This window comes from Promicromonospora vindobonensis (assembly GCF_042685865.1).
GTDB lineage: Bacteria > Actinomycetota > Actinomycetes > Actinomycetales > Cellulomonadaceae > Promicromonospora > Promicromonospora vindobonensis.
The window spans coordinates 2,248,725-2,274,818 of record NZ_JBHUOG010000002.1 but is presented as its reverse complement, the minus strand read 5'-3'; the positions used below and the strand labels follow the sequence as shown (position 1 = coordinate 2,274,818).

The 26,094-nt window shown below is 69.8% G+C and carries 26 protein-coding genes and 1 pseudogene; 11 read left to right on the top strand and 16 right to left on the bottom strand.

All coding sequences use genetic code 11. From position 1 onward, the window contains the following. The first annotated feature begins 77 nt into the window (after positions 1-77). On the top strand, positions 78-701 hold the full coding sequence (locus tag ACFS27_RS23425) for an NADPH-dependent F420 reductase (RefSeq protein ID WP_377188283.1): 624 nt from the start codon (positions 78-80) through the stop codon (positions 699-701). Further along, the gene (locus tag ACFS27_RS23420; protein WP_377188280.1) at positions 698-1,621 is read left to right on the top strand and encodes a VOC family protein; all 924 of its coding nucleotides are present in this window, start codon (positions 698-700) and stop codon (positions 1,619-1,621) included. Before ACFS27_RS23425 ends, ACFS27_RS23420 begins: the two co-directional genes overlap by 4 nt. Before the next feature lie 44 nt (positions 1,622-1,665). Here ACFS27_RS23420 and ACFS27_RS23415 read toward each other — a convergent pair whose 3' ends face one another. Genes ACFS27_RS23415 through ACFS27_RS23405 form a run of 3 tightly spaced genes read right to left on the bottom strand, consistent with a single transcriptional unit; the run spans position 1,666 to position 3,931 of the window. Next, positions 1,666-2,457, bottom strand: coding sequence for a MerR family transcriptional regulator (locus tag ACFS27_RS23415; RefSeq protein WP_377188277.1), 792 nt, complete (start codon positions 2,455-2,457; stop codon positions 1,666-1,668). Then, positions 2,454-3,278: an alpha/beta fold hydrolase gene (locus ACFS27_RS23410; protein WP_377188274.1), complete on the bottom strand. Its 825-nt coding sequence runs from the start codon at positions 3,276-3,278 to the stop codon at positions 2,454-2,456. The genes ACFS27_RS23415 and ACFS27_RS23410 overlap by 4 nt, the downstream gene beginning before the upstream one ends. A 44-nt stretch (positions 3,279-3,322) precedes the next feature. Continuing rightward, on the bottom strand, positions 3,323-3,931 hold the full coding sequence (locus tag ACFS27_RS23405) for a TetR/AcrR family transcriptional regulator (RefSeq protein WP_377188272.1): 609 nt from the start codon (positions 3,929-3,931) through the stop codon (positions 3,323-3,325). Between the two features lie 119 nt (positions 3,932-4,050). Between ACFS27_RS23405 and bdeA the strand changes: the two genes are divergently transcribed. The 3 genes from bdeA to ACFS27_RS23390 all read left to right on the top strand — a co-directional run bounded on the left by bdeA (position 4,051) and on the right by ACFS27_RS23390 (position 6,497). After that, positions 4,051-4,926 carry a bis(hydroxyethyl) terephthalate hydrolase gene (bdeA, locus tag ACFS27_RS23400; protein ID WP_377188269.1) on the top strand — a complete coding sequence of 292 codons (876 nt, stop codon included), beginning with the start codon at positions 4,051-4,053 and terminating at the stop codon, positions 4,924-4,926. A gap of 165 nt (positions 4,927-5,091) precedes the next feature. Beyond that, positions 5,092-5,460, top strand: coding sequence for a PadR family transcriptional regulator (locus ACFS27_RS23395; RefSeq protein WP_377188266.1), 369 nt, complete (start codon positions 5,092-5,094; stop codon positions 5,458-5,460). Next, positions 5,457-6,497, top strand: a complete 1,041-nt coding sequence (locus ACFS27_RS23390) for a permease prefix domain 1-containing protein (RefSeq protein WP_377188263.1) — start codon at positions 5,457-5,459, stop codon at positions 6,495-6,497. The genes ACFS27_RS23395 and ACFS27_RS23390 overlap by 4 nt, the downstream gene beginning before the upstream one ends. 66 nt (positions 6,498-6,563) lie before the next feature. Here the strand turns inward: ACFS27_RS23390 and ACFS27_RS23385 are convergent, their stop codons facing one another. The 3 genes from ACFS27_RS23385 to ACFS27_RS23375 are packed head-to-tail and all read right to left on the bottom strand — an operon-like array spanning position 6,564 to position 8,709. Further along, the gene (locus ACFS27_RS23385; protein WP_377188260.1) at positions 6,564-7,025 is read right to left on the bottom strand and encodes an SRPBCC domain-containing protein; all 462 of its coding nucleotides are present in this window, start codon (positions 7,023-7,025) and stop codon (positions 6,564-6,566) included. Positions 7,026-7,047: 22 nt separating this feature from the next. Continuing rightward, positions 7,048-7,860 (bottom strand): SDR family NAD(P)-dependent oxidoreductase, encoded by an 813-nt coding sequence (locus ACFS27_RS23380; protein WP_377188257.1) that lies wholly within the window; start codon positions 7,858-7,860, stop codon positions 7,048-7,050. 51 nt (positions 7,861-7,911) lie between these two features. Further along, entirely contained in the window at positions 7,912-8,709 is a 798-nt protein-coding gene (locus ACFS27_RS23375; protein WP_377188254.1) for an ArsR/SmtB family transcription factor, read from the bottom strand. A 51-nt stretch (positions 8,710-8,760) separates the two neighbouring features. Between ACFS27_RS23375 and ACFS27_RS23370 the strand changes: the two genes are divergently transcribed. Both ACFS27_RS23370 and ACFS27_RS23365 read left to right on the top strand, forming a co-directional pair. Then, complete coding sequence (locus ACFS27_RS23370; RefSeq protein WP_377188251.1) at positions 8,761-8,871, top strand: tautomerase family protein; 111 nt, start codon at positions 8,761-8,763, stop codon at positions 8,869-8,871. Positions 8,872-8,941: 70 nt separating this feature from the next. Then, a pseudogene (locus ACFS27_RS23365) lies at positions 8,942-9,160 on the top strand (alpha/beta hydrolase); the annotation flags it as partial. Positions 9,161-9,166: 6 nt separating this feature from the next. Here the strand turns inward: ACFS27_RS23365 and ACFS27_RS23360 are convergent. Together ACFS27_RS23360 and ACFS27_RS23355 are read right to left on the bottom strand one after the other, a co-directional pair. Next, a complete protein-coding gene (locus ACFS27_RS23360) occupies positions 9,167-11,227 on the bottom strand; it encodes a CocE/NonD family hydrolase (protein WP_377188248.1) in 2,061 nt (686 codons plus the stop codon). Further along, entirely contained in the window at positions 11,224-12,549 is a 1,326-nt protein-coding gene (locus tag ACFS27_RS23355) for an ATP-binding protein (RefSeq protein ID WP_377188245.1), read from the bottom strand. Before ACFS27_RS23355 ends, ACFS27_RS23360 begins: the two co-directional genes overlap by 4 nt. Before the next feature lie 202 nt (positions 12,550-12,751). On the opposite strand from ACFS27_RS23355, the gene ACFS27_RS23350 reads away from it, so the two are divergent. Further along, the gene (locus ACFS27_RS23350; protein WP_377188242.1) at positions 12,752-13,393 is read left to right on the top strand and encodes a hypothetical protein; all 642 of its coding nucleotides are present in this window, start codon (positions 12,752-12,754) and stop codon (positions 13,391-13,393) included. 118 nt (positions 13,394-13,511) lie between these two features. Here ACFS27_RS23350 and ACFS27_RS23345 read toward each other — a convergent pair whose 3' ends face one another. The 4 genes from ACFS27_RS23345 to ACFS27_RS23330 form a co-directional block, all read right to left on the bottom strand. After that, positions 13,512-15,701, bottom strand: a complete 2,190-nt coding sequence (locus ACFS27_RS23345; RefSeq protein ID WP_377188239.1) for a rhamnogalacturonan lyase family protein — start codon at positions 15,699-15,701, stop codon at positions 13,512-13,514. 412 nt (positions 15,702-16,113) lie between these two features. Beyond that, positions 16,114-16,452, bottom strand: coding sequence for a divalent-cation tolerance protein CutA (gene cutA / locus ACFS27_RS23340; RefSeq protein ID WP_377188236.1), 339 nt, complete (start codon positions 16,450-16,452; stop codon positions 16,114-16,116). A 59-nt stretch (positions 16,453-16,511) separates the two neighbouring features. Further along, the gene (locus ACFS27_RS23335; RefSeq protein ID WP_377188233.1) at positions 16,512-17,264 is read right to left on the bottom strand and encodes a DUF2625 family protein; all 753 of its coding nucleotides are present in this window, start codon (positions 17,262-17,264) and stop codon (positions 16,512-16,514) included. A gap of 32 nt (positions 17,265-17,296) precedes the next feature. Next, complete coding sequence (locus tag ACFS27_RS23330) at positions 17,297-17,431, bottom strand: hypothetical protein (RefSeq protein WP_377188230.1); 135 nt, start codon at positions 17,429-17,431, stop codon at positions 17,297-17,299. Between the two features lie 303 nt (positions 17,432-17,734). Here ACFS27_RS23330 and ACFS27_RS23325 point away from each other — a divergent pair, with 303 nt between their 5' ends. Then, positions 17,735-18,916: a glycoside hydrolase family 76 protein gene (locus tag ACFS27_RS23325; protein ID WP_377188227.1), complete on the top strand. Its 1,182-nt coding sequence runs from the start codon at positions 17,735-17,737 to the stop codon at positions 18,914-18,916. A gap of 50 nt (positions 18,917-18,966) precedes the next feature. On the opposite strand, the gene ACFS27_RS23320 is transcribed toward ACFS27_RS23325, so the two are convergent. The 4 genes from ACFS27_RS23320 to ACFS27_RS23305 all read right to left on the bottom strand — a co-directional run bounded on the left by ACFS27_RS23320 (position 18,967) and on the right by ACFS27_RS23305 (position 23,637). Beyond that, positions 18,967-20,331, bottom strand: a complete 1,365-nt coding sequence (locus ACFS27_RS23320) for a hypothetical protein (RefSeq protein WP_377188224.1) — start codon at positions 20,329-20,331, stop codon at positions 18,967-18,969. Positions 20,332-20,615: 284 nt separating this feature from the next. Next, entirely contained in the window at positions 20,616-20,807 is a 192-nt protein-coding gene (locus tag ACFS27_RS23315) for a helix-turn-helix transcriptional regulator (RefSeq protein WP_377188221.1), read from the bottom strand. Continuing rightward, positions 20,804-21,250, bottom strand: a complete 447-nt coding sequence (locus ACFS27_RS23310; protein ID WP_377188218.1) for a hypothetical protein — start codon at positions 21,248-21,250, stop codon at positions 20,804-20,806. The genes ACFS27_RS23315 and ACFS27_RS23310 overlap by 4 nt, the downstream gene beginning before the upstream one ends. A gap of 152 nt (positions 21,251-21,402) precedes the next feature. Next, positions 21,403-23,637, bottom strand: a complete 2,235-nt coding sequence (locus ACFS27_RS23305; RefSeq protein WP_377188215.1) for an alpha/beta hydrolase-fold protein — start codon at positions 23,635-23,637, stop codon at positions 21,403-21,405. 838 nt (positions 23,638-24,475) lie between these two features. On the opposite strand from ACFS27_RS23305, the gene ACFS27_RS23300 reads away from it, so the two are divergent. Both ACFS27_RS23300 and ACFS27_RS23295 read left to right on the top strand, forming a co-directional pair. After that, on the top strand, positions 24,476-25,162 hold the full coding sequence (locus tag ACFS27_RS23300) for an aldo/keto reductase (protein ID WP_377188212.1): 687 nt from the start codon (positions 24,476-24,478) through the stop codon (positions 25,160-25,162). A gap of 171 nt (positions 25,163-25,333) precedes the next feature. Next, on the top strand, positions 25,334-25,957 hold the full coding sequence (locus ACFS27_RS23295) for a maleylpyruvate isomerase family mycothiol-dependent enzyme (protein ID WP_377188209.1): 624 nt from the start codon (positions 25,334-25,336) through the stop codon (positions 25,955-25,957). The last annotated feature ends 137 nt before the right edge of the window (positions 25,958-26,094 follow it).

Below are 26,094 nucleotides of genomic sequence, written 5' to 3'. Positions count from 1 at the left end.
CGTTTGGTTGACGCAACAAGTAATGGGTGCGACACTCTCCAGTGTTGGTTGTAGGAACAACTATCTTGGGAGTGGACATGACCACGGTCACCGTCATCGGAGCAGGAAACTTCGGCAGTGTTGTCGCGGGCATCGCGGCGAAGGGCGGCACGGGCATCCAGGTGCTGGCCCGCGACCCCGAGAAGGCCCGCGCGGTCGCAGGACCCCTCGGCGGCACCGCCGGCACGGTCGGTGACGAGGTGACGGGCGACGTCGTCGTGCTCGCCGTTCCCTACGGGGCCGTGGCGGACGTGCTGGACGCCTACCCGGACCGGTTCGACGGCAAGATCGTGGTGGACGTGACCAACCCCGTCGACTTCGCCACCTTCGACGACCTCGTGGTCCCCGCCGACTCGTCGTCGGCCAGGCTGCTGCAGGACGCCGCCCCCGGCGCGAAGGTCGTCAAGGCGTTCAACACGAACTTCGGCGCCACCCTCGCCACCGGCGAGATCGGTTCCGTGCCGACGACGGTGCTCGTCGCCGGCGACGACGAGACCGCCAAGCAGACCGTCGTCGAGCTGGTCACGGCCGCCGGGCTGCGCGGGGTCGACGCCGGCTCGCTCAAGCGGGCGCGTGAGCTGGAGGCGATCGGCCTGCTGCAGATGACCCTCGCGGGTGCCGAGAAGATCTCCTGGGGCGGCGGCCTCGCCCTGATCTCATGAGCACGCAGAACATCGTCCCGGCGTGGCGGCAGAGCAACGTCGCCACGCCGGGGGCGGCACCCGACGGCACGCGGATGAACACCGTGGAGCTGCTCGTGCGCGACCTCGACGCGATGACCGACTACTACCAGCAGGCCGTCACGCTCGACGTCCTCGACCACGCCGGTGCCACGACGACGCTGGGTCGTGGCGGGGTGCCGATCATGGTGCTGCGCCAGGAGCGGGACCTGCCGGGCGCGGATCCCAGCGGCGCAGGGCTCTACCACACGGCGATCCTCTTCGAGGACGAGCGGCGCCTTGCCGCGTCGCTCGCGTCCATGGCGCAGCGCGTGCCGCAGACCTTCACCGGGAGCGCCGACCACCTGGTGAGCGAGGCGTTCTACTTCACCGACCCGGAGGGCAACGGTGTGGAGCTCTACCGCGACCGCCCTCGCGAGGAGTGGACCGTCCACCCGGACGGGACGGTGGCGATGGCGAGCGAGTACCTCGACCCGAACCAGTTCCTGCGGCGCTGGCACGACCCGGAGGTGCCCGACGCGGGTGCCTCCGCCGCGATCGGGCACGTCCACCTCCAGGTGGGTGACCTCGCGTCCGCGCGGCAGTTCTACGTCGACACGCTCGGGTTCGACGTCACCGCGCAGCTGGGGGACTCCGCCCTGTTCGTCTCGGCGGGCGGCTACCACCACCACATCGGCATGAACACCTGGCGCAGTGCGGGCGCGGCACCGCGCGCCGCGTCCCTCGGGCTGGGTGACGTGCGGATCCTCGTCCCCGGCCGGGCCGACGTCGAGGCCCTCGCCGAGCGGCTCAGGTTCCACCGCATCCCGACCGCCGACGACGGGGACACCCTCCGCTTCGCGGACCCGTGGAACACGCGGCTCGCCGTGTCGCCGGAGACGGGGGACACCTCCGGTCACTGACCCCCGGTCGGCCGGCGGCGGTCGACGCCTGCCGGCCGGCGCGATCAGCCGCCGTCGACGGGGACCGGTACGCCCGCCGCACGGAGCTTGTCCTCGACGAGCGCGGTCAGCCTGGCCGACGTCGGCCACTCCTCCTGTCCGTGCGAGTTGACCATCCCGTACCGCGCGGCCGTGTCGGTCCGGGCCTGGAATCCCGCCGGTACCGCCAGCAGGTCTGGCTTGGCGAGCAGGTTGTCCGCCAGCGCCGAGGCGAGCTCCGCGATCCGCGGGTCGTCCGGGTCCCAGGACAGCGCGTCCCAGCTGCGCTGGGTCAGGTGCACGAACTCGGGGTCGTCGAGCCGGTGCTCCAGCTGGGTCACGAAGCTGTCGAAGCCCTCAGGGACCAGCGCTCGGAACAGCACCAGCGCCTCGCGCTGGCCGGCGACGTAGGCGGGGTCGAAGCCGAGGCCGGGCATCCGGTCGAGCACCGCGCAGGCGCGGTCGGGCAGCAGCGCCCGGTCGTCGGCGAGCCGGTGCAGGGTGTCGCGGCGCTCGATCAGGTCCTCGATCCGGTCGGTGAGCTGCTGCTCGACGCCGGTGAGCGCCGCGGCGAACCCCTCGGCGTCGGCGTCGAGCAGCGTGCTGATGTCGGCGAGCTGGACGCCGGCGGCGGCCAGCGTCCGGACCTGCACCAGGCGCAGCAGGTCGTCCGACCCGTACCGGCGGTACCCCGAGCTGTCTCGTTCCGGCTCCTCGACCAGCGCGAGCTTGTGGTAGTGCCGCACCGTCTTGATCGTGACGCCCGCGAACGCCGCAGCCTGGCCGATCGTGATGCCGCCGCTCGCCCTGCCGCTCATCGCCCGGGCCTGTCCTGCGTCCGGGTGGAGGCTGCGAGCCCGCGCACGACGTCGGCGACCGCCGGGGAGTCCTTGCGCAGGATGCTGCCGTGGTTGCTGGTGACCTTCGCGCCCACCTCGAGGTTCGGGTTGCGGAGCAGCAGCGGGTCGAGGGCCTTGCGCATCTGCTCCTGCAGGTCGTCCCGGCTGCCCACCGCCTCCCCGGACGCGACGACGTAGCGGACCGGCACCGAGACCTTCTCGAGGATCGGCGCGGCGGCGGCGTGGAGCAGGTGGGCCTCGATGGCGACCTCCACGTGCTGCTCGCCGGAGAAGCGCGCGGCCATGCCCAGCCGGCGGGCCAGCGGCAGCATCGGCTTCATCCTGCGGAACACCTTCCAGATCTCCTCGTGCTCGGCGTCGGTGGTCCAGCCGACCGGGTACGGGCCGTCGACGCCGACCACGCCCAAGGCGCGTTCCGGGTGACGGCTCGCCCAGTGCACTCCCAGCAGCGCACCGTACGACCAGCCCACCAGCAGCGCCCGGTCGACACCCCGGGCAGCGAGGACTGCATCGATGTCGCGGAGGCACGCCTCGAACGAGTAGTCCGCCGACTGCCCTGACCGGCCGCGGGCCCGCTCGTCGAAGCTGATGTGCCGATATCCGCTGCCGAGGTCGGCGATCACGCGCTTCCAGTGCCGCTGGGAGGCGTACGAGCCGTTGAGGTAGACGACGGGGATGCCGGAGCCGCCGGAGTCCGTGACGGCCAGGGCCGTGTCGTCGATGGGGACCATGCCCGTCCAGGCGGACTTGACCGCCGGGGTGGAGCTCGAGGTTGTCATGCCGTGAGCCTCCACCTTGACCTCGGGTCAAGGTCAAGCGGTGTTCAGCTCTGGACGTCCGGCGGCGGCCAGCGCGCGCTGCGCCGTCCGAGCTCCCCGGCCAGGTCCTCGAACGCCGCCCGGACGCGCTTCTCGTCGTCGGTGGCGAGGAGGTCGACGAGCAGCCCACGCAGGGTGGCCAGCATCGACGTGGCCAGCGCTGCGGCCTCCGCCTCCGGGCAGCCGTGCCGCACCAGTCCAGCGGCGAGCAGGGACGTGCGCTGCTGCATCGACCGGGCCACGGCGTCGCGCAGCGTCGGGTTGTCGTGCATGGCATGGCCGGTGATCGCGGTGAACAGCCGGACGTAGCGGCGCCCCTCGTCCGACGTCGCCCGCCGCCAGATGGTCTCCAGCGGTTCAGGGTCGTCGTCGGCCAGGTCGGGCAGTGCGAGCGACTGGGCAAGGACCAGGTCGACGATCTCGGCGACCAGCTCGTCCTTGGTCGAGAAGTGGTGGACCAGGGTGGCGTGGCTGACGCCGACCGACTGGGCCACCTTGCGCAGCGACAGGTTGGCCAGGCCGTGGTCGAGCGCGTGCTCGGTCGCCGCGCGCAGCACCTCGGCGCGCCGGTGCTCGAAGCGCAGCTTCCGGCCGTCCACACGCTCGTCGTTCACGTGGTCGACCCTAGTCAATGGCTCGTGCATCAATCTCCGGAATGTCTTGACCACTTGGTAGAGCTACTTTATCGTCGGTTCGGTCAGTTGTTGTCTCACCAATCTCGAAGGGGCGATTCATGAGGCATCTGATCCGCAAGGTCGGTGTAGCGCTCACGTCAGGGCTGCTGCTCGCCGGCACCGCCGTCGTCGGCCTGCCGGTCGCGTACGCCGTCGACAATCCCTACGAACGTGGTCCCGATCCGACCGTGTCGAGCATCGAGGCTCGGCGCGGTTCGTTCGACATCGCGGAACGCAGTGTTTCGCGATGGACGGTCACCGGCTTCGGTGGCGGCACCATCTACTACCCGACCAGTACAGCGGCCGGTACGTTCGGAGCGGTGGCGGTCGCGCCCGGCTACACCGCCTCCCAGTCGAGCATGGCCTGGCTCGGCCCGAGGCTCGCGTCGCAGGGGTTCGTCGTCTTCACCATCGACACGCGGACCACGTCGGACCAGCCCTCCTCCCGCGGGGACCAGCTGCTGAGCGCGCTGGACTACCTGACGACGCGCAGCGCCGTCAGTGACCGGATCGACGCCGACCGGCTGGCCGTCATGGGCCACTCGATGGGCGGCGGGGGAGCGCTGGAGGCGGCCAAGGACGACCCGTCACTCCAGGCCGCCATCCCGCTGACCCCGTGGAACACCGACAAGACCTGGCCGGAGGTGAGCACGCCGACCCTCATCGTCGGCGCGGAGAACGACTCGATCGCGTCGGTCCGGTCGCACGCCGAGCCCTTCTACGAGTCCCTGCCCGGTTCTGCTGACAAGGCCTATCTGGAGCTGCGTGGCGCCAGCCACTTCGCGCCGAACACGGACAACACGACGATCGCCAAGTACTCGCTGTCCTGGCTCAAGCGATTCGTCGACGACGACCTGCGTTACGACCAGTTCCTGTGCCCGGCGCCGTCGTCGAGCACCGCGATCGTCGAGTACCGCAGCACCTGCCCGTACTGACGGCCGTACGCCGGGCCTGTCGGCCCGGTGCAGATCAGACGAACGTAGGCCTGGTCGCTCTCCGGATCCTCGGAGAGCGACCATGCCTACGTTCGTCATTCCGTGGTGCCCGGTCGGGGGCTGTGTGGGTGGCTATAGTGTGTGTGACGCAGTATGGTGTGACGCATGACAGATCCACTCGGCGAGGGAATCGCGGCGAGCCACCTGCAGGAGCTGCGCCGGGGCACCGTGGTGCTCGCCTGCCTCGTGGCGCTGCGGGCGCCGAGCTACGGGTACGCGCTCCTCGACTCCTTGAAGGCCCGGGGGATCGCGGTCGATGCGAACACGCTGTATCCGTTGCTGCGGCGCCTGGAGAAGCAGGGCCTGCTCACCAGCGAGTGGGACACGGGCGAGACCAGGCCGCGCAAGTTCTACCGCACGAGCGCCGCGGGCGACACGCTCGCGCGCGTCCTCGCCGACGACTGGGTCCGCCTCGACGAAGTGATCCGTGAGCTCACGACCGGCAAGACCTCGCACGAAGGAGACGCAACATGACCACCCCGACCCTGACGGATCGGTACCTGCACGCGGCGGCACGAGGCGCCCCCGAGTCGCAGCGTGACAGCCTCCGGCGCGAGCTTGCCGAACGCATCGGCGACGATGTCGACGCGCGGATCGACGCCGGCGCGAACCCGGCCGACGCGGAGCGGCTCGCGCTCGTCGAGCTCGGTGACCCGGACGTGCTCGTCGCCACCTACCTGGACCGTCCGCAGTACCTCATCGGTCCGCGGCTCTTTCCCGTCTGGAAGCGGATCCTCCGCGTCCTCGCACTGACCGTCATCCCGGTGGTTGCGCTGGCCTTCCCGTTCGCGCAGGTCCTCGCGCAGAAGCCGATCGGCGAGATCATCGGGTCGACCGTGGTCGTCCTGATCGCGCTCTGTGTGCACCTCGTCTTCTGGGTCACGCTCGTCTTCGCCGTGCTCGACCGCGCTCTCGGCGGAAAGCCGATCATGGAGTGGACGCCGGACTCCCTGCCCGTCGTCACGGAGCCGCCCGGCGACGACACGCGCGGCGACGTCGTCCTGAACCTCGCGTTCGTCGCTCTGTTCGCGCTCGGGATCCTCGGCCACCCCGTCCTCCTGCCGTTCCGTGATGCCGAGGGCGAGAAGACCCCGCTGTTCCAGCCTGATACGTGGGCGTGGCTGCAGTGGTACCTGATCGCGCTGCTGGTGCTCGAGCTCGGCTTCTGGATCAGGCTCCGTGGGCGCTGGAGCTACGGGTTCGCCGCCGGCTCCGCCGTTCTGAGCCTCGCGTTCGCGATTCCCCTGGCATGGGCACTGGCGGACGATCGGCTGTTCAACCACGAGTTCCTCGCGCGCACCGGGTGGGACGAGTGGCCCGAGATCCTCTCCGCGGGCGGTGGGCTCGCCGTCACGCTTGCCTTCCTGGTCGTTGCCGTCTCGGCCGTCTGGCCGATCGACGGCTTCCTCAAGGCGCGCCGCGCGGCGGCGAGCAGGGCCGGAGCCTCAGTCCACCAGGGCACCGCCGGTCAGGTCGACCACCGTCCCGGTCATGGGGCAGGCACGGTCTGACGCCAGGAACGCCGCCGCAGCACGTGCCCGTACTGACGGCCGTACGCCGGGACCTGTTCGACCGCCCTATGGCTCGAGGTACGCCGCGAGGTTGGCCAGGGACGACGTGAGTCCTTCGGCGTGGTCGCGGGCGCGGACACCGTGCGAAACATCCCGCGCCACGATCTCGACCACGGTCCCCTCGTCGACGCCGCGCAGGCTCCACTCCATCCGCATCGTTCCGTGGAACGACGGGTCGTCCGACTCGAAGTCGATGTGCTGCACGACCCGCTCTCCCGGCACGATCTGCGAGATGCGGACGTCGGACACGTCCTCATCGGTCGAGGTCTTGCCGGGAGCGTCGGACGCGTCGTCGTACGTCAGCACGAGGCGGTAGGAACCGCCCTCGCGCATGTCGAACCGCTCGAACCGGCCGTGCATCCCTCTCGGAGGCAGCCAGCTCAGCAGTGCGTCGGGGCTCGTCAGCGCGGCGAACGCCGTCGCCATGTCGACGTGGACGAGGAGGCTGGCCTGGTCTGTTCTACCCATGCCACGACCATAGCTACCGCGCTCAGTCCACCAGGGCACCGCCCGACAGGTTGACGACCGTTCCGGTCATGGGTCCAGCGCGATCCGACGCCAGGAACGCGGCGGTCTCAGCTATCTCGGAGAGGGTGGGCAGCCTCTTGAGGAGCGTTCCCTGCACCATTCCGCCGTCGTCCAGGAACTCCTGGACCGACTGCCCGGCCGCCGCGGCAGCGGGTTCGAAGAGCCGTCCGGTGTACGAGCCCGCTGCCGGCGCGTCCGCAACGGCATGCGGGCGGAGGTCGATCACCCGGACGTTGCTCGGGGCCAGCTCCGCCGCCAGAAGCCGCGAGAAAGCCTCCTTGCCGGCCGCGCTCACGCCGTGCCCCAGGATGCCGGCCGCGGCGAGCTTGGCGCCCGGCTCGGACAGGTTCAGGATGACGCCAGGGCGCTCGCCGCCCATGTGTCGTGCCACTGCCTTGGTCGTGACGAACAGCGTCCGCAGAAACCCGTCGATCGGCCGCATGAACTCTTCCAGCGTGAGGTCCGCCAGCAGCGTCCCCTGGTCGTGCATGACGCTCACGGCGTTGAGGGCGACGTCGATGCTGCCGGCTCTCGTGGCGACCGCGTCGGCGTGCTCCGCGACCGCCTCCGGGTCGAAGACGTCGACCTGCGCGACCTCGACCTCCCCTCCCGCGGCTGTGATGTCGCGCGCCACGGCGTCGAGCTTCGCCCGCGTCCGGCCGGCGATGAAGACGCGCGCCCCCTTCCTGGCGAACACCCGTGCGACGGCGCCGCCGATGGCACCCCCGCCGCCAAAGATGACGGCGTTCTTGTTCTCGAGCAGCAAGCCGCTCATGGCTGTCCTCCAGATCGTCGAGTGCGGTCGCCGGCTCCGGCAGGGCTCAGGTCAGGAGCCCTTGACCCAGGGCGTCGTGGGCATGGCGCTGCCGGTCTCCAGCAGCGTCTTGAGGTTGGCCAGCACCGCGGGCCAGCCGCTCGAGATGCCGTTCAGCATCTCCACGTTCGGCAGGTTCTCGTGCGTGACGGTCAGCCGGACGACGTCGCCCTGCGGCTCGACCTGGAACGTGACGACCGACGGCCCGTCGGCCCGGTCCTCGTCCGGGGAGTCCTCGAAGGTCAGCACGAGTCGCGTCGGCGCCTCCGCCTCGAGCACGGTGCCGACGACGTCGACGGTGCCCGAGCCGTCGACCCTGCGGTGCTCCCAGGGCGAACCGACCTGCCAGTCGGACACGTTGGCGTGGTGCCAGTACTGCGCGGTGAGGTCGGCGTCGGTCAGCGCCTTCCACACCTGCTCGGCGCTCGCCTGGATGTAGGTGACGTAGACGTACGTCGGAACGCTCGTGGTCTCGGTCATGGCGTACTCCTCTGCTCGGTCTCGGATGGTGCTCAGGGCTGCCAGTCGTGGCGCGTCGTACGCCGCGATCCAGCGTTCTCCGATCTCATGGATCGGTGCGGGATTGAGGTAGTGCAGGCGCTCCCGCCCGCGCCGTACGACGACGACGAGGTTGGCCTGCGCCAGCAGGTCGAGGTGCTGGGTCGCCGACTGGCGTGCCATCTCGAGGCTGCTGCAGAGCTCGGTGAGCGTCTGCCCGTTCTGCAGGCGGAGCCGGTCGAGGAGCAGTCGCCGGGTGGGGTCGGCCAAGGCCTTGAACACCGGGTCGAGTGCGTCCTGCTGCGTGGGCATGGTTCTAATATGCAGGTAAACACCTGCATGAGCAAGGGTGATCTCTGGAGGATGAGGCCCGACACGATCCGGGTGGTCATCCAGGAGGTCCCGCGTGAGAACTGGGGCGTGGGTGGAGTGACGCTCGCCGACTCGGGGCAGGACGAGGGCCTTCCGCGGTAGGGCGTTGATGCCCGTCTCGGATCCAGACGCTCATGCTCGAACGTAGGCCTGGGCGTTCGACGGCTCTCGGGACGGACTCTCGACGCCGGACAAGGTCGAGGCCTCCCGAGCGAACCTGCCGAACGGCAGCAGCTCCACGGTGGTGGACGGCGCGGTGCACGCCTACTTTGCCGACTACGGCCCGCAGCCGGGTGAAGGCGTCCCGACGATCTCCCACGACGAGGCGCGGTCGCAGATCTCGGCCGTGAGCACGCGGTTCGTCGACTCCCTGGGTGTGCCGTCCAGGTAGGTCTCCTCAGACCAGGTCCCTGGCGATCCGTCGTTGCCAGTTCTGCGCGTACACGCGCGGGTGTCCCTGTTCCTCGTCCAGCTCGTACGCGTCGAGCTGGGCGTTGATCAGGAAATCGGTCGCCGTGCAGGTCAGGACGGTGCGGGTGACCACCTCGACGCGCCAGTCATCGCCGTTCTCCAACCGGCGGACGGTGCGGGTCTCGCCCCGTACGGAGGCGACGTCGTTCCAGCGGAAGCTGTACCACTCGCGGGTGTCGCGGTGGATCACCGTGCCGGTGTCCTCGATCCGGAAGGTGCCCTGGTCGTTGACGATCTCCAGCGTCGAGACGTCGGTGGCGAGGTCTCTCGTGACCCGCCACGAGTGCTCCCCGGTGGCGAGCACCGTCGTCTCCTCCTCCTCGGTGGCCTCCGGGGCTCCGAAGGGCCGGAGCAGATCGTCCTCGGGGCGGGGGCGGCGGACCGGCAGGTGCAGCGCGCTGCTGCCGATCGCGATGGTCACGGTCGCCGGTTCGGGGGACGGCCAGATCAACGGCCAGTACGAGGTCGAGATCGACACCCGCAGCCGGTGCCCGGCGGGCAGGGTCTGGCCGATGCCGTTGAGCTGGACCGTCACCGGGTAGGTGCGGCCGGGCTCGAGCGCCTGCGGGTTCTCGCTGCCGTCGCGGTGCGTCAGGTTCAGCACGCCGTACGTCACGCGGGTCGCCTCCCCGTTCGGGGCGACGTCGGACAGCCGGACGGCGAGCTGCGCCACCGGACGGTCGGCGGAGACCTCGAGCGAGACGCAGGGGAGTCCCAGGATCTCCAAGGGCTCGGTGAGCTCCTCCGTCTCGAACACGAGGGCGCCACCGTCCTCCTCACGCTGGTCGTACGGCAGGTCCGGCACCGCCGAATAGGAGGCCCACTTGCCGGCGAACATCCCGACACTGAGCGGAGAGCGCAGGCTCACCCGCTGGTGGTCGGTGTCGCCCCGCTCCGGGACCACCTGGCCACCCACCGGCGACAGGTGGTGGGGTGTGAACCGGTACTCCCGGTCCTCGATCCCGGGAGCCGGCCAGCTCGGTTCGGCGACCCAGCGGCCGGGCCGGTCCTCGTAGGAGGCGCTCGGCGGGATGCTGTCCTGCATCCAGGCGCGCAGCATCGGCTCGTCCTCGAGGCCGGTGTCGAACCCCTTGAGCCAGTGGTCCCACCAGCGCACCAGCTCCTGGAGAAATCCGATGGCCGGGCCGGGCACGCCGAGGTGCGGGTACCGGTGCCCCCAGGGACCGATCAGCCCCTTGCGGGGGACGTCGAGGTTCTCCAGGAGCCGGAAGATGGCGTTCGTGTAGCCGTCGGCCCAGCCGCCGACGGCCATCACCGGGCACCGCACCCGGGAATAGTCCTCGCGGACCGACGCCGGTCTCCAGTAGTCGTCACGACGTTGGTGCCGCAACCAGGTCTCCAGCCACAGCCCGCTGCCCTCGAGACGTTCGTGCCACATCTCGCGCCACCGGTCGCCGACGACGGCGGGGTCGGGCGGCAGGCTGTTGAACGCGAACATCACCGTCGCCTCCGACAGGTTGTCCGCGAGCAGGCAGCCGCCCATGTAGTGCATGTTGTCGACGTACAGGTCGTCCGTGGCCGACGCGCTGACGACCGCCTTGAGCGCGGGTGGCGCGACGGCCGCGAGCTGGAGGCCGTTGAAACCGCCCCAGGAGATGCCCATCATCCCGACGTTGCCGTCGCACCACGGCTGCTCCGCGAGCCAGGCGATCACGTCCTCGGCGTCCTGGAGCTCCTGGGTGCGGTACTCGTCCACCAGTACCCCGTCGGAGTTACCGCTGCCGCGGAGGTCCACCCGCAGGCAGGCATAGCCGTGCCCGGCGATGTACGGGTGGTTGTACGCGTCCCGGCCCCGGGTGGCATCCCTGGTGCGATAGGGGATGTACTCCACGACGGCGGGGACGGGGTGCGTCGCGACGTCGACGGGGGCCCACATCCGCGCCGCCACCTGCTGACCGTCGCGCAGCGGGATGAACACGTTCTCGACGGTCTCGACCTCGTACGGCAGGTCGGTGACTGTCCTCATCCAGGGCCCTCCTCCGCGACGGGGTCGAGCTCGAAGGGCAACAGGTCCACCGCCTGCCGGTACCGGTCGGCGAGCTGCTCGTGGTCGTCGGCCCCGAGGTAGATGCTGCCCAGCTTGAACCGGTAGCTGTCCTGGTGCGGCAGGTCGGAGAGCCGGTCACCTGGCGCCACGTACAGGGTGACCTTCGTGTCCGGGAGGGCGCGCTCGAGAGCGGCCAGCTCCTTCTCGCCGGGGACGCTGCGCACGACCGCGTCGTCGTCGGCGTCGTGGAAGATGTGCCACTGGCCGGCGACGGCGAACCGGCCCTGCCGGTGGGGCATCTCAGGGTCCTCGCCCAGCGCCACGTCGATGGCGACCTCGTGGTTGGACGTGCCGTCGACCTTGAGGAAGAGCTCGGTGTGGGACTGGGAGATGCGGGTGTTCACCTCGATGAGCCGCAGGAGGTCGGCCTCCTTGTTCCACATGTACTCGACGTTGAAGGCCCCGTCGTCGTAGTCGATGTGCCGCATGAACCGTTCCGCGGTGTCGACCATCCGCTGCTGCACCTCGGCAGGGACGGTCACGGCGGGGTAGTCGAGATGGTCGATGCTGTGCCCGGAGCCGTCCCTGTGCATGTCGACGATGCCGTGCACGCTGAACCTGCCCCGCGCGACCACGCCCTCCGGGGCGGCCTGGATGCCGGTGATGACCTCCTCGGCGAGGCAGGTGTTCCCGTCCGCCCCCCGGAGGCTCTCCGGGAGCTCCACCCGGCGCAGCACCTGGTTGAAGGCGTCACCGACGTCGGTGATCTCCGCCCGGATCTCGTCGAGGGCCGACTCGAACTCCTTCTCGTCGTGGATCTCGAACCCGAGGTTCGACGAGTGCGCCTTGACCGGCTTCACCCAGAACGGATAAGGCAGGTCCACCTGGTCCAGGGCGTCGTCCGCGAACGGGTCGAACGCGGCGAACCCTGGGACCACCTCGGGGACCGACTGCTGCTGCTCCAGCCGGCTCCAGTACTTGTGCTCGCACTTGAGGATGCTCGTCACGGACGGGGCGGGGATGCCCTGCTCGTGGGACAGGACGGGCGCCAGGAGCGAGCTCGGAAAGTCCCAGTGGCACACGATGGCGTCGATCGGCCCGGAGAAGTCGGCGAGCTGGGCACGCGCCTCGTCGAGCAGCGCATCGAAGTCGTGGTCCGTGTCGCGGACGAGCGTGGTGTAGTCCAGCAGCGAGCGGAACGTGTAGCGCGCGGCGTGCCGCATGCGTTCCAGCTCTTCGCGCTGCAGGTCGGTCATGCCCAGCACGAAGACGTTGCGGGTCCGGCCGTCGGCTTCTCTCATGCTGTCGACGTAAGCACGGGCCCCGCTCACCCGCAACGACGCCGGCGCGTACGACGAGCTCGCTGCCTACCTGAAGAAGCGCCGCTGGTAGGGGAGCGGGGCGCGCTCGGGAAGGGGCGTCTCGTTCATCTCCAGGACAACGCACGGTAACCGCACGGCGGGTTGGGGCACCTACGGTCGGCGCACCAACTCAGGAGGCGACATGGGCACTGAACCAGGTACCGCACGAGCGCACGGGGACGAGCTCCGGCGCGGAATCGACCCGGATGCCCTCGGCAGGGATGCCCTGGGAGCCGACGTCGCACGGGCGGCCGAGGTGCCCGGCCCGACGCAGCTCGAGGCGGGCTGCGTGCGTGCCGCGTACGAAGCGATCGCAGCGGCGGGAGAGCGCGCCGATGCACCGGACGACGCGACGTCCGTCTCGCTCCGCGACGGCGCCGGTGCTGCCGCCGTCGCTGCTCGCGTCGCCGACGAGATCGGGGCAGGGGCGGGCGGAGCCCTGCGCGCCGCTGCCCGAGCGTGGTACCCCTACGCCGTCGAGAGTGAGAGCACGTCGTGGGAAGCCGGCCTGAAGGCGTTCAGCGAGACGTGCGAGAGCGACCACGAGGCCGACCAGGAGCTCGTCGTGCGGGCCGTCGAGGCAGCGGGCAGGGCGGCGGGGCACGACGACACGGCGACGGGGCGCGCGATCGGCGCCTTCTCGGCCGAGCTCCAGCGCAGGACCTCGCTCGGAGAGGACCTGCCGACGGCGTGGACCGGCGCTGTTCGTCACACCGCAGAGGAAGCACCCGACCCGGTCTTCCATACCGTCGCCGACGCGGTGCGGGGTGTGCTGAGGCCGTAGGGCCGGCCCGACGGCGGCTACGGTAGTCGAGTCACGCCTCCCTCGAGGATCCAGGCGCAGGCCGTCGGGGCGGGCGGACCGCACGGTCCGCCCGCCCGGATCTGGAGCCGTGGCCCGGCTACGGGGTGTGGATGTCTGGCCAGGGGTAGCTGCTCACCTCGCTGCCGATGTGGAAGCTCGGGTGCGGCGGCTGGTTGTAGCCGGTGTTCTGCCAGGCGATCGCCACGCGGTACTGCACGTCGTGCATCAGCGTCGCGATGCGCAGGTTCGTCCTGTGCGGCGTGGCGTAGACGCGCAGCGCCGAGGAGTCACCGGTCCGCCAGACCACCTCTTCGCGCCAGTCGCCGAACAGGTCCGCCGAGAGCGACGGGTTCGACTTGGTGCCGTTGTTCGACGCCACGTTCGAGCCTGTCAGCAGGCGCCCGCTCTGGTAGTCGTCGATGTGGGTGCCGTCGAGCAGCTCGCGCTCGCCGTCGCCGTCCCACCAGGCCAGGAAGTTCGCCGAGCTCGGCTTGGCGCCGATGGAGCTTCCTGAGGCGTTCCGCAGGTCCGACACGTTCGAGGACCAGAACTCGCCCCCAGGGCTGGCGGTCGTGACGTTCGCGGCGACGCCGCGGCCGTTGTCGCCGTCGGGGCTGGTCTGGAACAGGACCGAGCCGTTGGAGCCGATGAGGCTGGACGACGGGTCGCTGCTGCTCTCGTGCACCATGAACACCTCTTGACCCGCGCGGCTGGGCACGAAGTCCGAGACGTGGAGCGCGTCGCCGTGGCCCATCCGGGAGTTCCACAGCGCGTTGCCGTCCGAGCCGACCACCATCGCCCCGTAGACCACGTCCTGGCGCCCGTCGCCGTTCAGGTCGGCGATGGACAGGCTGTGCGCGCCCTGGCCGCGGTACTGCGAGCCCTCGACGTCGGAGTCGAAGACCCAACGGGTCGAGAGGTTCTGGCCGTCGAAGTCCACGGCCCAGATCACCGAGCGCGTGTAGTAGCCGCGCGCGAAGATCATGGACGGCGTGGCCCCGTCCAGGTACGCGGTGCCGGCCAGGAAGCGGTCGACCCGGTTGCCGTAGCTGTCGCCCCAGCTCGACACGTTGCCGCGCGGGGGCTGGTAGTCGACGGTGTCGACCGCGCCGCCGGTGCGGCCGTCGAAGACGGTCAGGTACTCCGGTCCCGACAGGACGTAGCCGCCGCTGTTGCGGTGATCGGCGCCGGCGTTGCCGATGAAGGCGCCTCGGCCGTCGCGCGTGCCGTCGGCGGTCTTCATGGCGATCTCGGCATCGCCGTCACCGTCGTAGTCGTACACCTGGTACTGCGTGTAGTGGGCCCCGGAGCGGATGTTGCGCCCCAGGTCGATCCGCCACAGCCGGTCGCCCTCCAGGGTGTAGGCGTCGATGAGGGTGTTGTCCGTGTAGCCGGACTGAGAGTTGTCCTTGGCGTTGGCGGGATACCACTTGACGACGTACTCGTAGTCGCCGTCTCCGTCCAGGTCGCCGACACTGGCGTCGTTGGCCTCGTAGCTGCTCGAGGGCCGGTCGATCGGGATGTCGAGGTAGCCGCCGGAGCCGAGCTCGACCTCGGCGCCCGAGCGCGGCCCCTCGGAGCCGCCGGTGACAGCCGCGACGGAGTAGTTCCCGTCGCCGCTGGTGTCGAGGTAGTTCGTGGCACCGGCCACCGGCGACGAGTTGAGCCTCTGGCCGTCGCGGTAGACGTTGAAGGCCACGTTCTCGTCGTCGGTGCCCAGCAGGCGCCAGCTGACGAGGTTGCCGCCCTCCGACGGCACGACGGTCACGCCGCGGGTGAGCGCCTCGACCTCGTAGACGCCGTCGCCGCCGGGTTCCTCGGAGCCGCCGGTCGTGACGTCCAGGTAGTCGACGTTCGGCAGACCGGCTGCGCCGGTGGCCTGTAGTCGGACGGTGTTGGCGCCCGGGTCGAGCTGAGCCGTGACGGTCTGGGTCGCCCAGCTCGTCCAGGCACCGGTGGCGCCGAACTGCGCGGTCCGCACCGAGCCGCCGTTCACGAGGACCTCTCCCGGCCTGCTGTCCGTCCCGCCGTTGGCATAGCCGAACACCAGGGTCATCGCGCCCGCTGCGGCGGCGTCGACCCTGAACTCGACCGTGGCACCGACGGCGTTGTCGGTGTTGCAGAATCCGCTGCCCGAGTGCCCGACGTGGTTGGACTCGATCACGCCGTCGCAGACGGCCACCGTGTCCTCGGCCTCGTAACGGACCGGGTCGGCATAGGCGGTGTTCAGCGCGACGGCGCTGGATGCGACGACGGCGAGACCGGAGAGCCCGGCGACGAGCGCCACTCTTGTTCTTCTTCGCAGTGACATTGTTTCGCTCCTCAGTGAGGTGGCTCGGCCGTTTAGGGCACGGCCGAGGGTCTGGCGAGGCGCGGCGACGGCAAGCGGGCTCCATCGCCACGATGTCATCGAACAACCGAGTTGAATCGTTCAAATCGGCGTCACCGACGGTAGGGTAAGCGCTTGCCCACTGTCAAAGGAATCGCACCTGCTTAAACGGTTCACACGGGCGGGTCGGGCCGCCTCAACGCGCCCTCCGAGTCGTCTCCGACGTCGACCGGCCGGTCGAAGCATCGGTGCAGGTCCGGGGTGCGCCTCTAGGAGCTGTAGTTCCGGCGCCTGGTACCGGGGCCGGACTCGTTCCACCCGTGAACACAACTGCGGTCGTGCGGTTGGTCCGGATCGACCACGCGCAGGATCACTCCTGTGTCTCGCTCCGGACCCACTCGAGGTACTGCTGGTGTCCGCCGGTCACGGGCGTCACCAGGACCTCCGGGACATCGTAGGAGTGCTTGCGCACGATGTACTCGGTGAGCCGGTCGGCCAGGGCGGCGGTCGTCTTGAACGTGACGCGCCACTCCTCGTCCTTCTGCACTGCGCCGTCCCAGCGGTACACGCTCGTGACGGGACCCTCGGCCTGCGCGCAGGCCGCGAGCCGCGCCTCGACGGCTGATGAAGCGAGAGCCTCAGCCTCTTGCACGGCATCGAACGTCGTGGCTACCTGCACGATCTCGACGTCGACCGGGTTGTTCGCCATGGCAGCGAGCGTACCGGCGTCAGGTGAAGCGCGGTCGGGCACCTCGCCGTGCGCGGACGTCACCGGGAATCGGTCACGCTGCCGTCGAAGGTTCCCAGTGGTCCGAGATCGGCACCATCGATCTGGGCGGCGCTCGACCGGGCAAAGTCGACCAGCTCGGCCATGGGTACGGCCGCGCGGCTGGTGGCGCCGAGATCCTCGTGGGCCTCCCTGGACCAGAGCGGGGGAAAGAGGCCCAGCCCGCGGTCGCCACCCAGGCTGCTGGTCTCGGCGTCCCACCCTTCCCACCGCAGTCCCTCCGTGAAGTCGGCCAGGCCGCCGTCGAGCACCCACGCGAGCCAGGCGGCGTAGCCGGCCTCGAGCGGTTCCCACTGGAGGGTGTCCGGTGCGAGGTAGATCATCTCGCCCTGCCCTCCGGGTCGGCCGACGGCGGCAGGGGCGCTCCCGTTGAGCACGAAGGTGCCGCCCAGGACGTCATGGGCGACGACGAGCCCGTGTGCCGGGAACCAGGTCGCCTCGGGTTCCGGTGGGAAGTCGTTCGTCGCGGCCAGGCCAGGCAAGCGGCCAGGGTCGCCCGGCCGCGGGCTTCCGTAGACACGCAGCCAGCCGTGGTCGACCAGGAGTCCGCCGGTGTGCACGACGACGGCGCCGAGGAAGGAACCGATCGTGACCTGGAGCTGTTCGAGCGTGCGGCGGCTGGTCGTCTCGTCAGGTGCGAGGATCTCTGCGGTGACCGACGCCTCGCTGACGAGGCGGCGCAGCTCCGGCCAGGCAGGTTCGTGCGTGGCGGTCAGGTTCTCGAACAGTCGCACATGGTCGATCGTAGTGCCGCGGTCACAGCGGCTCAGGACCGATCGGAGGCCTCGGACTCGGGGGTGGCCTTGGTCGGATTCGTGGACACGTCGCCGCCGACCTTTCGTCCGTTGATCCAGACCTCCATGCTCGACTCGAGCGTGTCGCCGAAGTCGAGATAGGCCACGCGGATGCCGCTGGTGCGTCGTTGACCGGTTCGCTCCGAATCCCATAACATCGCCGCCAGGCGTTCAGGTCGCTGTGGACCGATCCGAGTCGAAGGAGACCCGAGTCGAAGGAGACTTCGCGAGGCTGCGCCTGACCACCACGCTGTCCACGGCCGAGCACCTGGCAGGCGAGATCGCCGGGGCCTCCTCGGTCGCAGGGTGCGACGAAGGGAATCGAGGATGATGCCGTGACGTTCGCCCGCAAGGATGACAGCGCTGACATCCACCGAAGGACCGAGCACCACCGAACGAAGGAGCGAACGATGAGGTTCACCAGAGTTGCCGCTACGGTCGTCGCGTTGGCCTGCACGCTGGGGGCGGCGTCCCCAGCCGGCGCGCGGGACGGCGACGCCCCCGCGGAGTCGCAGCGCACGCAGGTGCAGCGGGCGGTCGCGTCGTACGACGCGATGCAGGAGCACATGGCCGCGGGCGACGGCTCCGGCCTCTACCGCGAGCGGTACCCGAGCGGGGCCGAGGACCGCACCTACTCGTTCGAGTGGCCGCACTCCCAGGCGCACGTCGCGGTGCTCGACCTCACCGGGCTGCCCGGGGTCCTGGGGCGATCGTTCGAGGACGACCTCGCAGACGTCGCCCGCGGGCAGGAGCACTTCTGGAATGCCGACGGCGGCACCACCGGGCTGCCCGGCTACGACTCGTACCCGCGCGCACCCTACGGCGGTGGCGGCGACATGTTCTACGACGACAACGAGTGGGTCGCGCTCGCCAAGGTGCAGCAGCACCTGGCGACCGGCGACGAGGCGGCGCTGAGGCGTGCAGAGGAGATCTTCGAGCTCGTGGTCTCCGGATGGGACACCGACCCGTCGCACCCGGCGCCCGGAGGCGTGTTCTGGACCCAGGCCGACTGGAGCTCCGACCGCAACACCGTCTCCACGATGCCCGGCGCTCAGCTCGCCACCCGCCTGTACATGATCACCGGGGAGCAGGACTACCTCGACTGGGCGGAGCGGATGGTGGGGTGGACCGACGAGCACCTGCTCGCGCCGAACGGCCTCTACTGGGACAACATCAAGCTCGACGGGTCCATCGACCGCACGCAGTGGTCGTACAACCAGGGCGTCCCCCTGGGCACCTTCACCCTGCTGTACGAGGCGACGGGTGACGAGCGCTACCTGGAGAAGGCGAAGGCGGTCGCGGCGGCGTCCTACCGGTTCTACGTCACCGAGGGGCGGCTGGACGGCCAGCCGATGTTCTTCAACTCCATCTGGTTCAAGAACCTCCTCCTCCTGGAGTCCGTGACCGGCGGCACCACGTACCGGGACGCCATGGCGGACTACGCCGACCACCAGTGGCGCACCGAGCGCGAACCCGCGACCGGGCTGTTCAACGCCGGGGACGAGCACACCGAGCTGCTGGAGCAGGCGGCCATGGTGCAGATCTACGCCACCCTCGCCTGGCCCCGCGAGCAGGCGTCCATCCTGTACTGAGACCTGGCGGCAAGCGGCCTCGCCGTCGAACCATCGACGGCGAGGTCCGCTCAGCGGCCGAGGTCGTGCGGAACGGTGACGTCGACGGTGCAGCCCACGGCGCGGCCGAGCTCGTCGTGACCGGCGTAGGTCAGCGTGTAGTCCCGGCCGCTGCCGTCGCCCTCTCGCTCGGCGCGCAGCTGCCCGGCGACCGACGGCGTTCCGGTGACGAATCCGGACACGTCCCCTTCGCCGCCGCCGGAGACCTTGACGAGCTCGAACGCTCGCGGCCCCAGGATCCCGTCAGGGAGGTCGACGTCGACGGTGACGTCCACCAGCTGCCGGTTCGGCGCCCAGAGGACCGGCCGGTCGACCGTGCAGTCCAGCTCCCGTGCGGGAACGGGCTCGTCCAGGGCGGCGACGGCGTGGCCGATGGTCGCGGTCAGCCGGCCGCCGGCCTCGTAGTACATGTGCGCTGTGCGGTCGTCGAAGTAGAAGGTCGGGGCTGCCGATCGGCCGAGGTCAGGGGCCTCCGCCATCGAGTCGTGGACCATGCCGAGGTGGATCTCCTGGTCGAAGTTCTCGCCCACGTCCACTGCGTGCATGTTGCCGTCGCTGGCGTGGAAAATGACCAGGTTCCGGCCCTCCCAGCGCAGGAAGAACGGCCCCGAGGCGTTCGGCTCCTCGATGCCCCGCGGTGTCACGATGGGGTCGGGCTGGATCGTCCAGCTTCGTGCGTCGTCGGACACCGCCCAGCGGATCCGCCGGGCAACGGGTCCGTCCTGGCCGGGCAGCGCGTTCGCCGGGTTGTCCATGAACAGCATCAGGTAGCGGGTGCCGAGCCGCGGCACCGACTGCTCGAAGACGCGCGCGTACGACGTCTCCCGGCCGGTGGTCTCGTCCCGCTGGACCGCGGTGCCGCCGTACTCGAAGTGGATGCCGTCGACCGAGGTGGCGTACCTGGTGATCGTGTTCTCGCCGTGGAAGTACAGGAAGAGTCGCTGCTCGCCTTCCACCCACACGGCATGCGGCGACGAGATGTGGCTGACAGTGCCGTAGTGCGGCGGCCAGCTGTTCGTGATGAGCGGGTTGCCCTCGTACTCGGTCCACGGGCCGTCGATCGAGTCGGCGTAGGCGAGGGCGATGCCGCCGGGCCGCTCGTGCGGGGCGTAGTACATGTAGTAGGTCCCGAGAGGCTCGGCGAAGTAGTCCGCAGCGCGGATCACGCTGGGGAAGATGAACTCGTTCGTCGGGTTGTACTCCAGGTCGCTCTTGTCGAACGCCGTGCCGACATAGCTGAACTCCGGAAAGGTGGACGGCTCGCTCTCTGCCTCGGCGCCGGATGCGGACGCGGAGGCGGTCACCGCCAGGGCGACGGCCAGAAGGCTCGCCGTAGCGGCCCAGGGGGCGCGGCCCGTCATACGGGGTCGGTTCACGATTCTCTCCCTTGAGAACAGGTGGCCGGGTGCACATGGCGTGCGCCGCTGCCAGGTCGTGAGCGCCAGCCTTCGGCGTCGTCCCTGCCGCGGTCAAGGCGGGTAATCGAACCCACCAGCAGATCGGGATGATGATGCGCTCTATAACCTCCCGCGCATCGAGGAGCGCTGGAACTGCGGGCGTCGCGGCCGCGCGGGGGCTCGGTGAGTAATGCGCATGATCCCGGTGGCCCTCGACGCGCGCGCCCGCCGGAGCCGGCGCGACGGGGGCGTCCGGTGTCGGCTCAGTCCGGCGTGAAGACGTCCTCGATCGCACAGTCGAAGGCCCGGGCGATGAGAAAGGCGAGGGGGAGGGACGGGTCGAACCGTCCCCGCTCGATCGAGATCACCGTCTGGCGTGAGACGCCGAGAGCGCTCGCCAGGTCGGCCTGGGTCCACTCGCGTTCCAGCCTGCGGGCCGCCAGGTCGTTCTTCACCGGAGCGAGCGGTGCCGGATCACGGCGTAGCGCAGGCCGGCGTCGACCACGCTGAGCCCGACCAGGGCGAGCAGGAAGGGCAGCGCGGGCACCTCGAACCTGCCGAGCATGAGCACGACGGCGCCCACGATCGTCGCCACCAGCACGTCGAGGAAGGCGCCGGCGCCCGCCTGCTTCAGCCAGAGCGACTCGGCACTGTCCGCGCCGCGCGCGTCGACCGTGACCGTGTGCCCGGAGACGAAGATCCGCGCCCCGAGCGAGAGCGCGGGATAGGCCGTGCACATCGCGCCGATGCCTGCAGCGAGCCAGAAGTCGCCCGGATTGGTCGCGCCGACCAGGAGCGCGACGGCGATGGTCGCGGCGGCGGCGAAGGTGCCTGCCAGGACGTAGTGGGAGACCGGTGCGCGCCGCGCGGCCGGGGTGGTGCTGGGCTGACCGGTCATCGTTCGCCTCCGCTGGGTGTCAAGCGTGCTTGACGTGTGTAGCAAGTAAAGCACGCTTGACAGGCGATGTCTGCAGCCGGTTGTACCGACCTGCGGTGGTGCGGCCGACGGGGTGACCCGCCGACCGCACCGTGCTTGGCGCCCTCGCGCCGCTATGCGTCGGCACCCTCCGTGAACAGCCGGGGGAGGAAGTCGATGAGCGACTTCTGCCAGACGTCCCAGCTGTGCGGACCCGGGACGATGGGCGCGAACTCGTGGTTCACCCCGCGGTTCTCCATGGCCGTGATCAGCTGCAACGTCGCACCGTAGGTGAAGTCCTGCACGTCACCCGAGTAGACGCGCAGCAGCTCCGTGTCCTCGTTGATGGCCTCGACGTCCGCACTGGCCGGCGGCGCACCGAACGCCGACATGGCGCCGATGTAGCCGAACTCGCCCGGGTGTGCCCAGAGCGTGCTGAGCGTGTGGCCCGAGCCCATCGAAAGGCCCGCCAGAGCGCGCTGGTCACCCTGGGAGCTGATGTTGAACTGTTCCTCGGCGGCAGGCACGATGCGCGTCGTGATCTCCGTGGGGAAGTCCACGCCGTTTCCGTTGGCCATGACGACCACCATCGGCACGATGTCGCCCCGCAGGTAGTGGTTGTCCAGGATGCGCTGGACGTACCCCACCTCGACCCAGTCGCTCCACGTCTGCCCGCCACCGTGCTGCAGGTAGAAGACCGGGTACTCCTCGGCACGGTCCGCGTCATAGCCCGGGGGAGTCCACACGTTCGCCGAGCGCTGCTCGCCGCCGCCTGCGGTGCTCGGGTAGCTCATGACGCTGACCTCGCCGCGTGCCTCGGCCGGCACCTCTGCGGTGTACTGACCGCGGATCGTGTCGCCCTCGGCGGTGAAGGTGCTCCACATCGGCTCCGAGCGCACCGTCGTGGGATTGTTGGCGTCCTTGTGGTCGACGCCGTCGACCACGAACTTGTAGTAGTAGGAGCCGCCCTCGACGGCCAGCGAGAGCCGCCACGAACCGTCGGCCTGCTTGACCATGTGGGTGCGCGGCCAGCTTCCGGCCGGACCGAAGTTGCCCCAGACGGTGATGTTGTTCGCGTCGGCGAGCTCGGGGCCGAGCTCGAAGGTGACGACGCTGTTCTCGTCGACCCACGGCGTCGGCGTCGTGCCCGCCGCAGGCAGCTCGTGCTTCACGAACGGCAGGTGGCCCTCGCTCGGGCCCTCGTCGTCGGCCTCCTGGAAGATGCGCCCGGCGAAGTCGTGCAGGTTCTTCTGCCACGTGTCCCACGTGCCGCCCGTCACGGGGTCCGACCCGTCGGACTGGAACTCCACGCCCGCGTTCGTCAGCGTGTCGGCCAGTGCGACCGTGTCGTTGTACGCGGGGTCGGTGACGTTACCCGCGTACAGGCGGATGACGTCGGTCGAGCCGTTGATCTGCTTGGCCTTGCCCCGCGAGAGCGCCTTGTCGTAGCCGCCCGAGAACGAGCCGACGCCGGTGAACTCTCGCGGCGTGGCGACCACGGCGCTCAGGGCCAGCTCCCCGCCGCGGCCGATTCCCGCGATCGCGCGGCCCGACCCTTCGTCGGAGACGTTGAACGCACGCTCGACGGCGGGCAGCAGCTCCTTCGTCACGCCTGCGGGGCCCGGTGCGTCGGCGTCTCCCATGACGACCACCATCGGTTCGGCGTCCCCGTCGAGCGTGAGGTTGTCCATGATCTGGCCGAGCCGGCCCAGCTCCACCCACTCGCGGTAGCTCTGCCCCTCGTCCTGCAGCAGGTACAGCACCGGGTACTGCTCCGCACGATCTGCGTCGTAGCCCGGGGGAGTCCACACGAGCGCTTCCTTCTCGCGGTTCGGTCCCTTGCCGTACTCGACCGTCTCGAGCTCGCCGCCGCCGGCCACGTCGTCGAGCCATTCCGCACCCGGTCCGGGGACGAACATGGTGCTGTAGGTGGGCTTCGACGTCACCTCCTGGGGCGCGCCGGGGTTGCGGAAGGCGACCGCGTCCTGGTTCACAGCGGGGCGCGCGGCGTACTGGTAGTAGTACAGGCCGGGCTCGAGGGGGCCGAGCGTGGCGGTCAGGTTCGATCCGCTGGTCCCCATGTTGAGGTCGGTCCACGCCTTGCCGGGGCCGAAGTTCCCCTGCACCGCGACGGGGCCGTCCCCGATGCCGGTCGCCTCGGCCACCGCTGCGCGGGGCACCGTGAAGCGGTAGACATCCGAGATCGGGTTGTTCGCTACCTCACTCACCCACGGGTCAGCGCTGACCGCCTGCGCGGCAGCGGACGGCGCGACGAGCAACGCTCCCGTCACCGCCGCGGTCGCGGTCGCAGCCGCGAGCCGTTGTCGTGCTCGTCGGATCAGGTGGGCGGGCCTTGTCTGAGATTCCATCACCATTGACTTGCCTCTCGTTCAGACTTCGATGTCTTCGAACACGAGGACCGGCACCACGCCGTCCCTCGCGCATGACAGGTGACCGGGTGGGCAGCCCTGTCACGGTGGTGTCCGGTAGGGGACCTGTCTGGCCTCAGATCGCCTACCCGTTCTGCCCCGGTAGCCGGCGTTCAAGGTGACCTACGTCTTTGGTGGACCAGCTGAACGACGGGGGTGCGAACCTTCGAGTCATCTGCGTGCTCCCTTGCACGAGTGCGATCCGGTCGAGCGAACTTTAACGTTAAAGTCGATGGCGCGACAAGACCTCCTCGTTGCCAGCCGTGGTGGGGGCCTGATGGTGACGGTCCGCGGCTCGCGCCGGTGGCGCCCCTCGACGAGGCCCCGTGGTTTATCGATAAATACCTTCGCTGAGGGAGGGACCACGCGCACGCTGCCGTCGCCGACCTGGCGCGTACCCGACGGTCGTCACCGCAGCTGGGGTCAACCAGGCGAGCGCCTGCCCCGCCCCACCTGTTTCAGATGTGCACGATCCTCACAGCCCGGGTGAGATGTCCTGGGAGGTCGTTCCTGGTTGCTACGGCTGGACCGGGTGGAGTTGGTGCGCGTGGCGCCATCGGGCCGCCGACCGTGAGCCCGTGGCACCCGGTGAGGGCGTCGAACCGCGACTTCGGTGCCTCGTGGGCCACTCGGTGGTGCCGAGCCGCAAGTTGCTGGTCGTCGGCGGTGCCGAGCCGCAAGTTACTGGTCGTCGGCGGTGCCGAACCGCAAGGAACACGTGCCCCAGACCCCGTATGGACTCGTAACCTTCGGCTCGCCGCCGAGACAGACACGCAGGTTGCGGTTCGGCACCCCGAACGGCTCCACAGCCGCACAAGTTGCGGTTCGGCCGCCGAACCGCAACCTGTGCACGACCGAACAACGTCCCCTGACCGCCCACCTAGACCAGTCCCAGAAGCCGGGACAGCGCCGCGACAACGAGCGCACGCGTGAGGCCTATCGCGCGCTCGAGCGGCTCCTGGCCGCGGGTCGCGTCCGCGCGATAAGCGTCAGCAACTTCATGCCGCACCACCTCGATGCCCTCATGGAGTCGGCGACCGTCACTCCGGCGGTCAACCAGGTCGAGCTGCACCCGTACTTCTCGCAGCCCGACGTGCAGGCGGCCGACGCCGCACGCGGCATCCTGACCCAGGCATGGTCGCCGATCGGCGGCATCACGTTCTACCCGGGCTATGGCGAGGAGCGAAAGAGCGTGCTCGAGGACGGCACGATCCAGGCGATCGCCAAGCAGCACGGCAAGTCACCGGCGCAGGTGATGCTGCGCCGGCACGGTCAGCGGGGCCGTTCTGCCATACCGAAGTCCACCAACCCGAACCGCATCGCCGAGAACTTCGCTGTCTTCGACTTCGAGCTCACCGGCGACGAGCTGGCGGCGATCGACGGCCTCGACACCGGCCGTCGCGGTGGCCCTGACCCGGACACCGTCGATCCGGTGAGCTTCGGGCTGGAGATCCCCGAACCGTGAGTGAGTCATCGTTCTGAGGCCCGTAGCTGGGTGGCCTCATCGTGGGCTGCTCGCTCGCCGGGCTGGTCACCGTGCTCGCTTCTTGGCGGGCGGGCATCCGGGGCCAATGCCTACCGGGGAAACCCGGCGTACAGAGCGGCTGGAGGTGCACCCGCCCATAAGCTGCCCGCTATGACACGACCGTCCGAGATCCAGGAGCGGGAGCACGCGGCGCTCATCACAGACCTGCGCATGCTGACGCCGGAGCAGTGGCACTCGCCGACGCTGTGCGGCGACTGGGACATCGAGGACGTCGTCGCGCACCTGGGCGCTGCTTCGAGGCTGACGTTCTGGGGCTGGCTGCGCAGCATGGCTGGTGCCCGCTTTGATGCTGACCTTCATAACCAGCGGCGGCTGGAGGAGTTCCGCAGGGACTCATCCGTGCAGACCCTGGAGCGCTACGCCGCCGTCGGGCCTATTGCGCTTCCTCGGAAGGAGAGCGTGGCTGGGCTGGGCGAGTTGATCGTGCACGCCGAGGATATTCGCCGGCCCCTCGGCCTGAAGCACAAGCCGGACGCTGAAGGCCTGCTCATGGTCGCGCAGTTCTTCGCGGCCAAGGACTTCGCGGTGAACAGCAGGTCGCTCGTCAAAGGGCTCCGGCTGACCGCCACTGACGCCGAGTTCCGGACAGGCGACGGGCCTGCAGCCGACGGTCCGCTGCTCTCCCTGGTCATGGCGATGGCGGGACGGCGCGAGGTACTGGAGGATCTGGAGGGCGACGGCGTGCCTGTGCTGAGCAGGAGACTTGGGGTGTGACCCCCGGGAACGCTCGTCGCGTCGATGCGGCCAGGACACGATCGAAGGGCAACCGATCGGACGGGCGTCGGGAGTGTCCGGGTTCGCCGCCCAGAGCGCTGGTAATCCTGGCTTCGCCCACATGCTGCTCGGGCGAG

Excerpts from the sequence above, each read along its gene's own strand:
- ACFS27_RS23425 (WP_377188283.1), top strand. The coding sequence starts at position 78 with ATGACCACGGTCACCGTCATCGGAGCAGGAAACTTCGGCAGTGTTGTC.
- ACFS27_RS23420 (WP_377188280.1), top strand. The coding sequence starts at position 698 with ATGAGCACGCAGAACATCGTCCCGGCGTGGCGGCAGAGCAACGTCGCC.
- ACFS27_RS23415 (WP_377188277.1), bottom strand. The coding sequence starts at position 2,457 with ATGAGCGGCAGGGCGAGCGGCGGCATCACGATCGGCCAGGCTGCGGCG.
- ACFS27_RS23410 (WP_377188274.1), bottom strand. The coding sequence starts at position 3,278 with ATGACAACCTCGAGCTCCACCCCGGCGGTCAAGTCCGCCTGGACGGGC.
- bdeA (WP_377188269.1), top strand. The coding sequence starts at position 4,051 with ATGAGGCATCTGATCCGCAAGGTCGGTGTAGCGCTCACGTCAGGGCTG.
- ACFS27_RS23395 (WP_377188266.1), top strand. The coding sequence starts at position 5,092 with ATGACAGATCCACTCGGCGAGGGAATCGCGGCGAGCCACCTGCAGGAG.
- ACFS27_RS23390 (WP_377188263.1), top strand. The coding sequence starts at position 5,457 with ATGACCACCCCGACCCTGACGGATCGGTACCTGCACGCGGCGGCACGA.
- ACFS27_RS23385 (WP_377188260.1), bottom strand. The coding sequence starts at position 7,025 with ATGGGTAGAACAGACCAGGCCAGCCTCCTCGTCCACGTCGACATGGCG.
- ACFS27_RS23380 (WP_377188257.1), bottom strand. The coding sequence starts at position 7,860 with ATGAGCGGCTTGCTGCTCGAGAACAAGAACGCCGTCATCTTTGGCGGC.
- ACFS27_RS23375 (WP_377188254.1), bottom strand. The coding sequence starts at position 8,709 with ATGCCCACGCAGCAGGACGCACTCGACCCGGTGTTCAAGGCCTTGGCC.
- ACFS27_RS23370 (WP_377188251.1), top strand. The coding sequence starts at position 8,761 with ATGAGGCCCGACACGATCCGGGTGGTCATCCAGGAGGTCCCGCGTGAG.
- ACFS27_RS23360 (WP_377188248.1), bottom strand. The coding sequence starts at position 11,227 with ATGAGGACAGTCACCGACCTGCCGTACGAGGTCGAGACCGTCGAGAAC.
- ACFS27_RS23355 (WP_377188245.1), bottom strand. The coding sequence starts at position 12,549 with ATGAGAGAAGCCGACGGCCGGACCCGCAACGTCTTCGTGCTGGGCATG.
- ACFS27_RS23350 (WP_377188242.1), top strand. The coding sequence starts at position 12,752 with ATGGGCACTGAACCAGGTACCGCACGAGCGCACGGGGACGAGCTCCGG.
- cutA (WP_377188236.1), bottom strand. The coding sequence starts at position 16,452 with ATGGCGAACAACCCGGTCGACGTCGAGATCGTGCAGGTAGCCACGACG.
- ACFS27_RS23325 (WP_377188227.1), top strand. The coding sequence starts at position 17,735 with ATGAGGTTCACCAGAGTTGCCGCTACGGTCGTCGCGTTGGCCTGCACG.
- ACFS27_RS23310 (WP_377188218.1), bottom strand. The coding sequence starts at position 21,250 with ATGACCGGTCAGCCCAGCACCACCCCGGCCGCGCGGCGCGCACCGGTC.
- ACFS27_RS23305 (WP_377188215.1), bottom strand. The coding sequence starts at position 23,637 with ATGGAATCTCAGACAAGGCCCGCCCACCTGATCCGACGAGCACGACAA.
- ACFS27_RS23295 (WP_377188209.1), top strand. The coding sequence starts at position 25,334 with ATGACACGACCGTCCGAGATCCAGGAGCGGGAGCACGCGGCGCTCATC.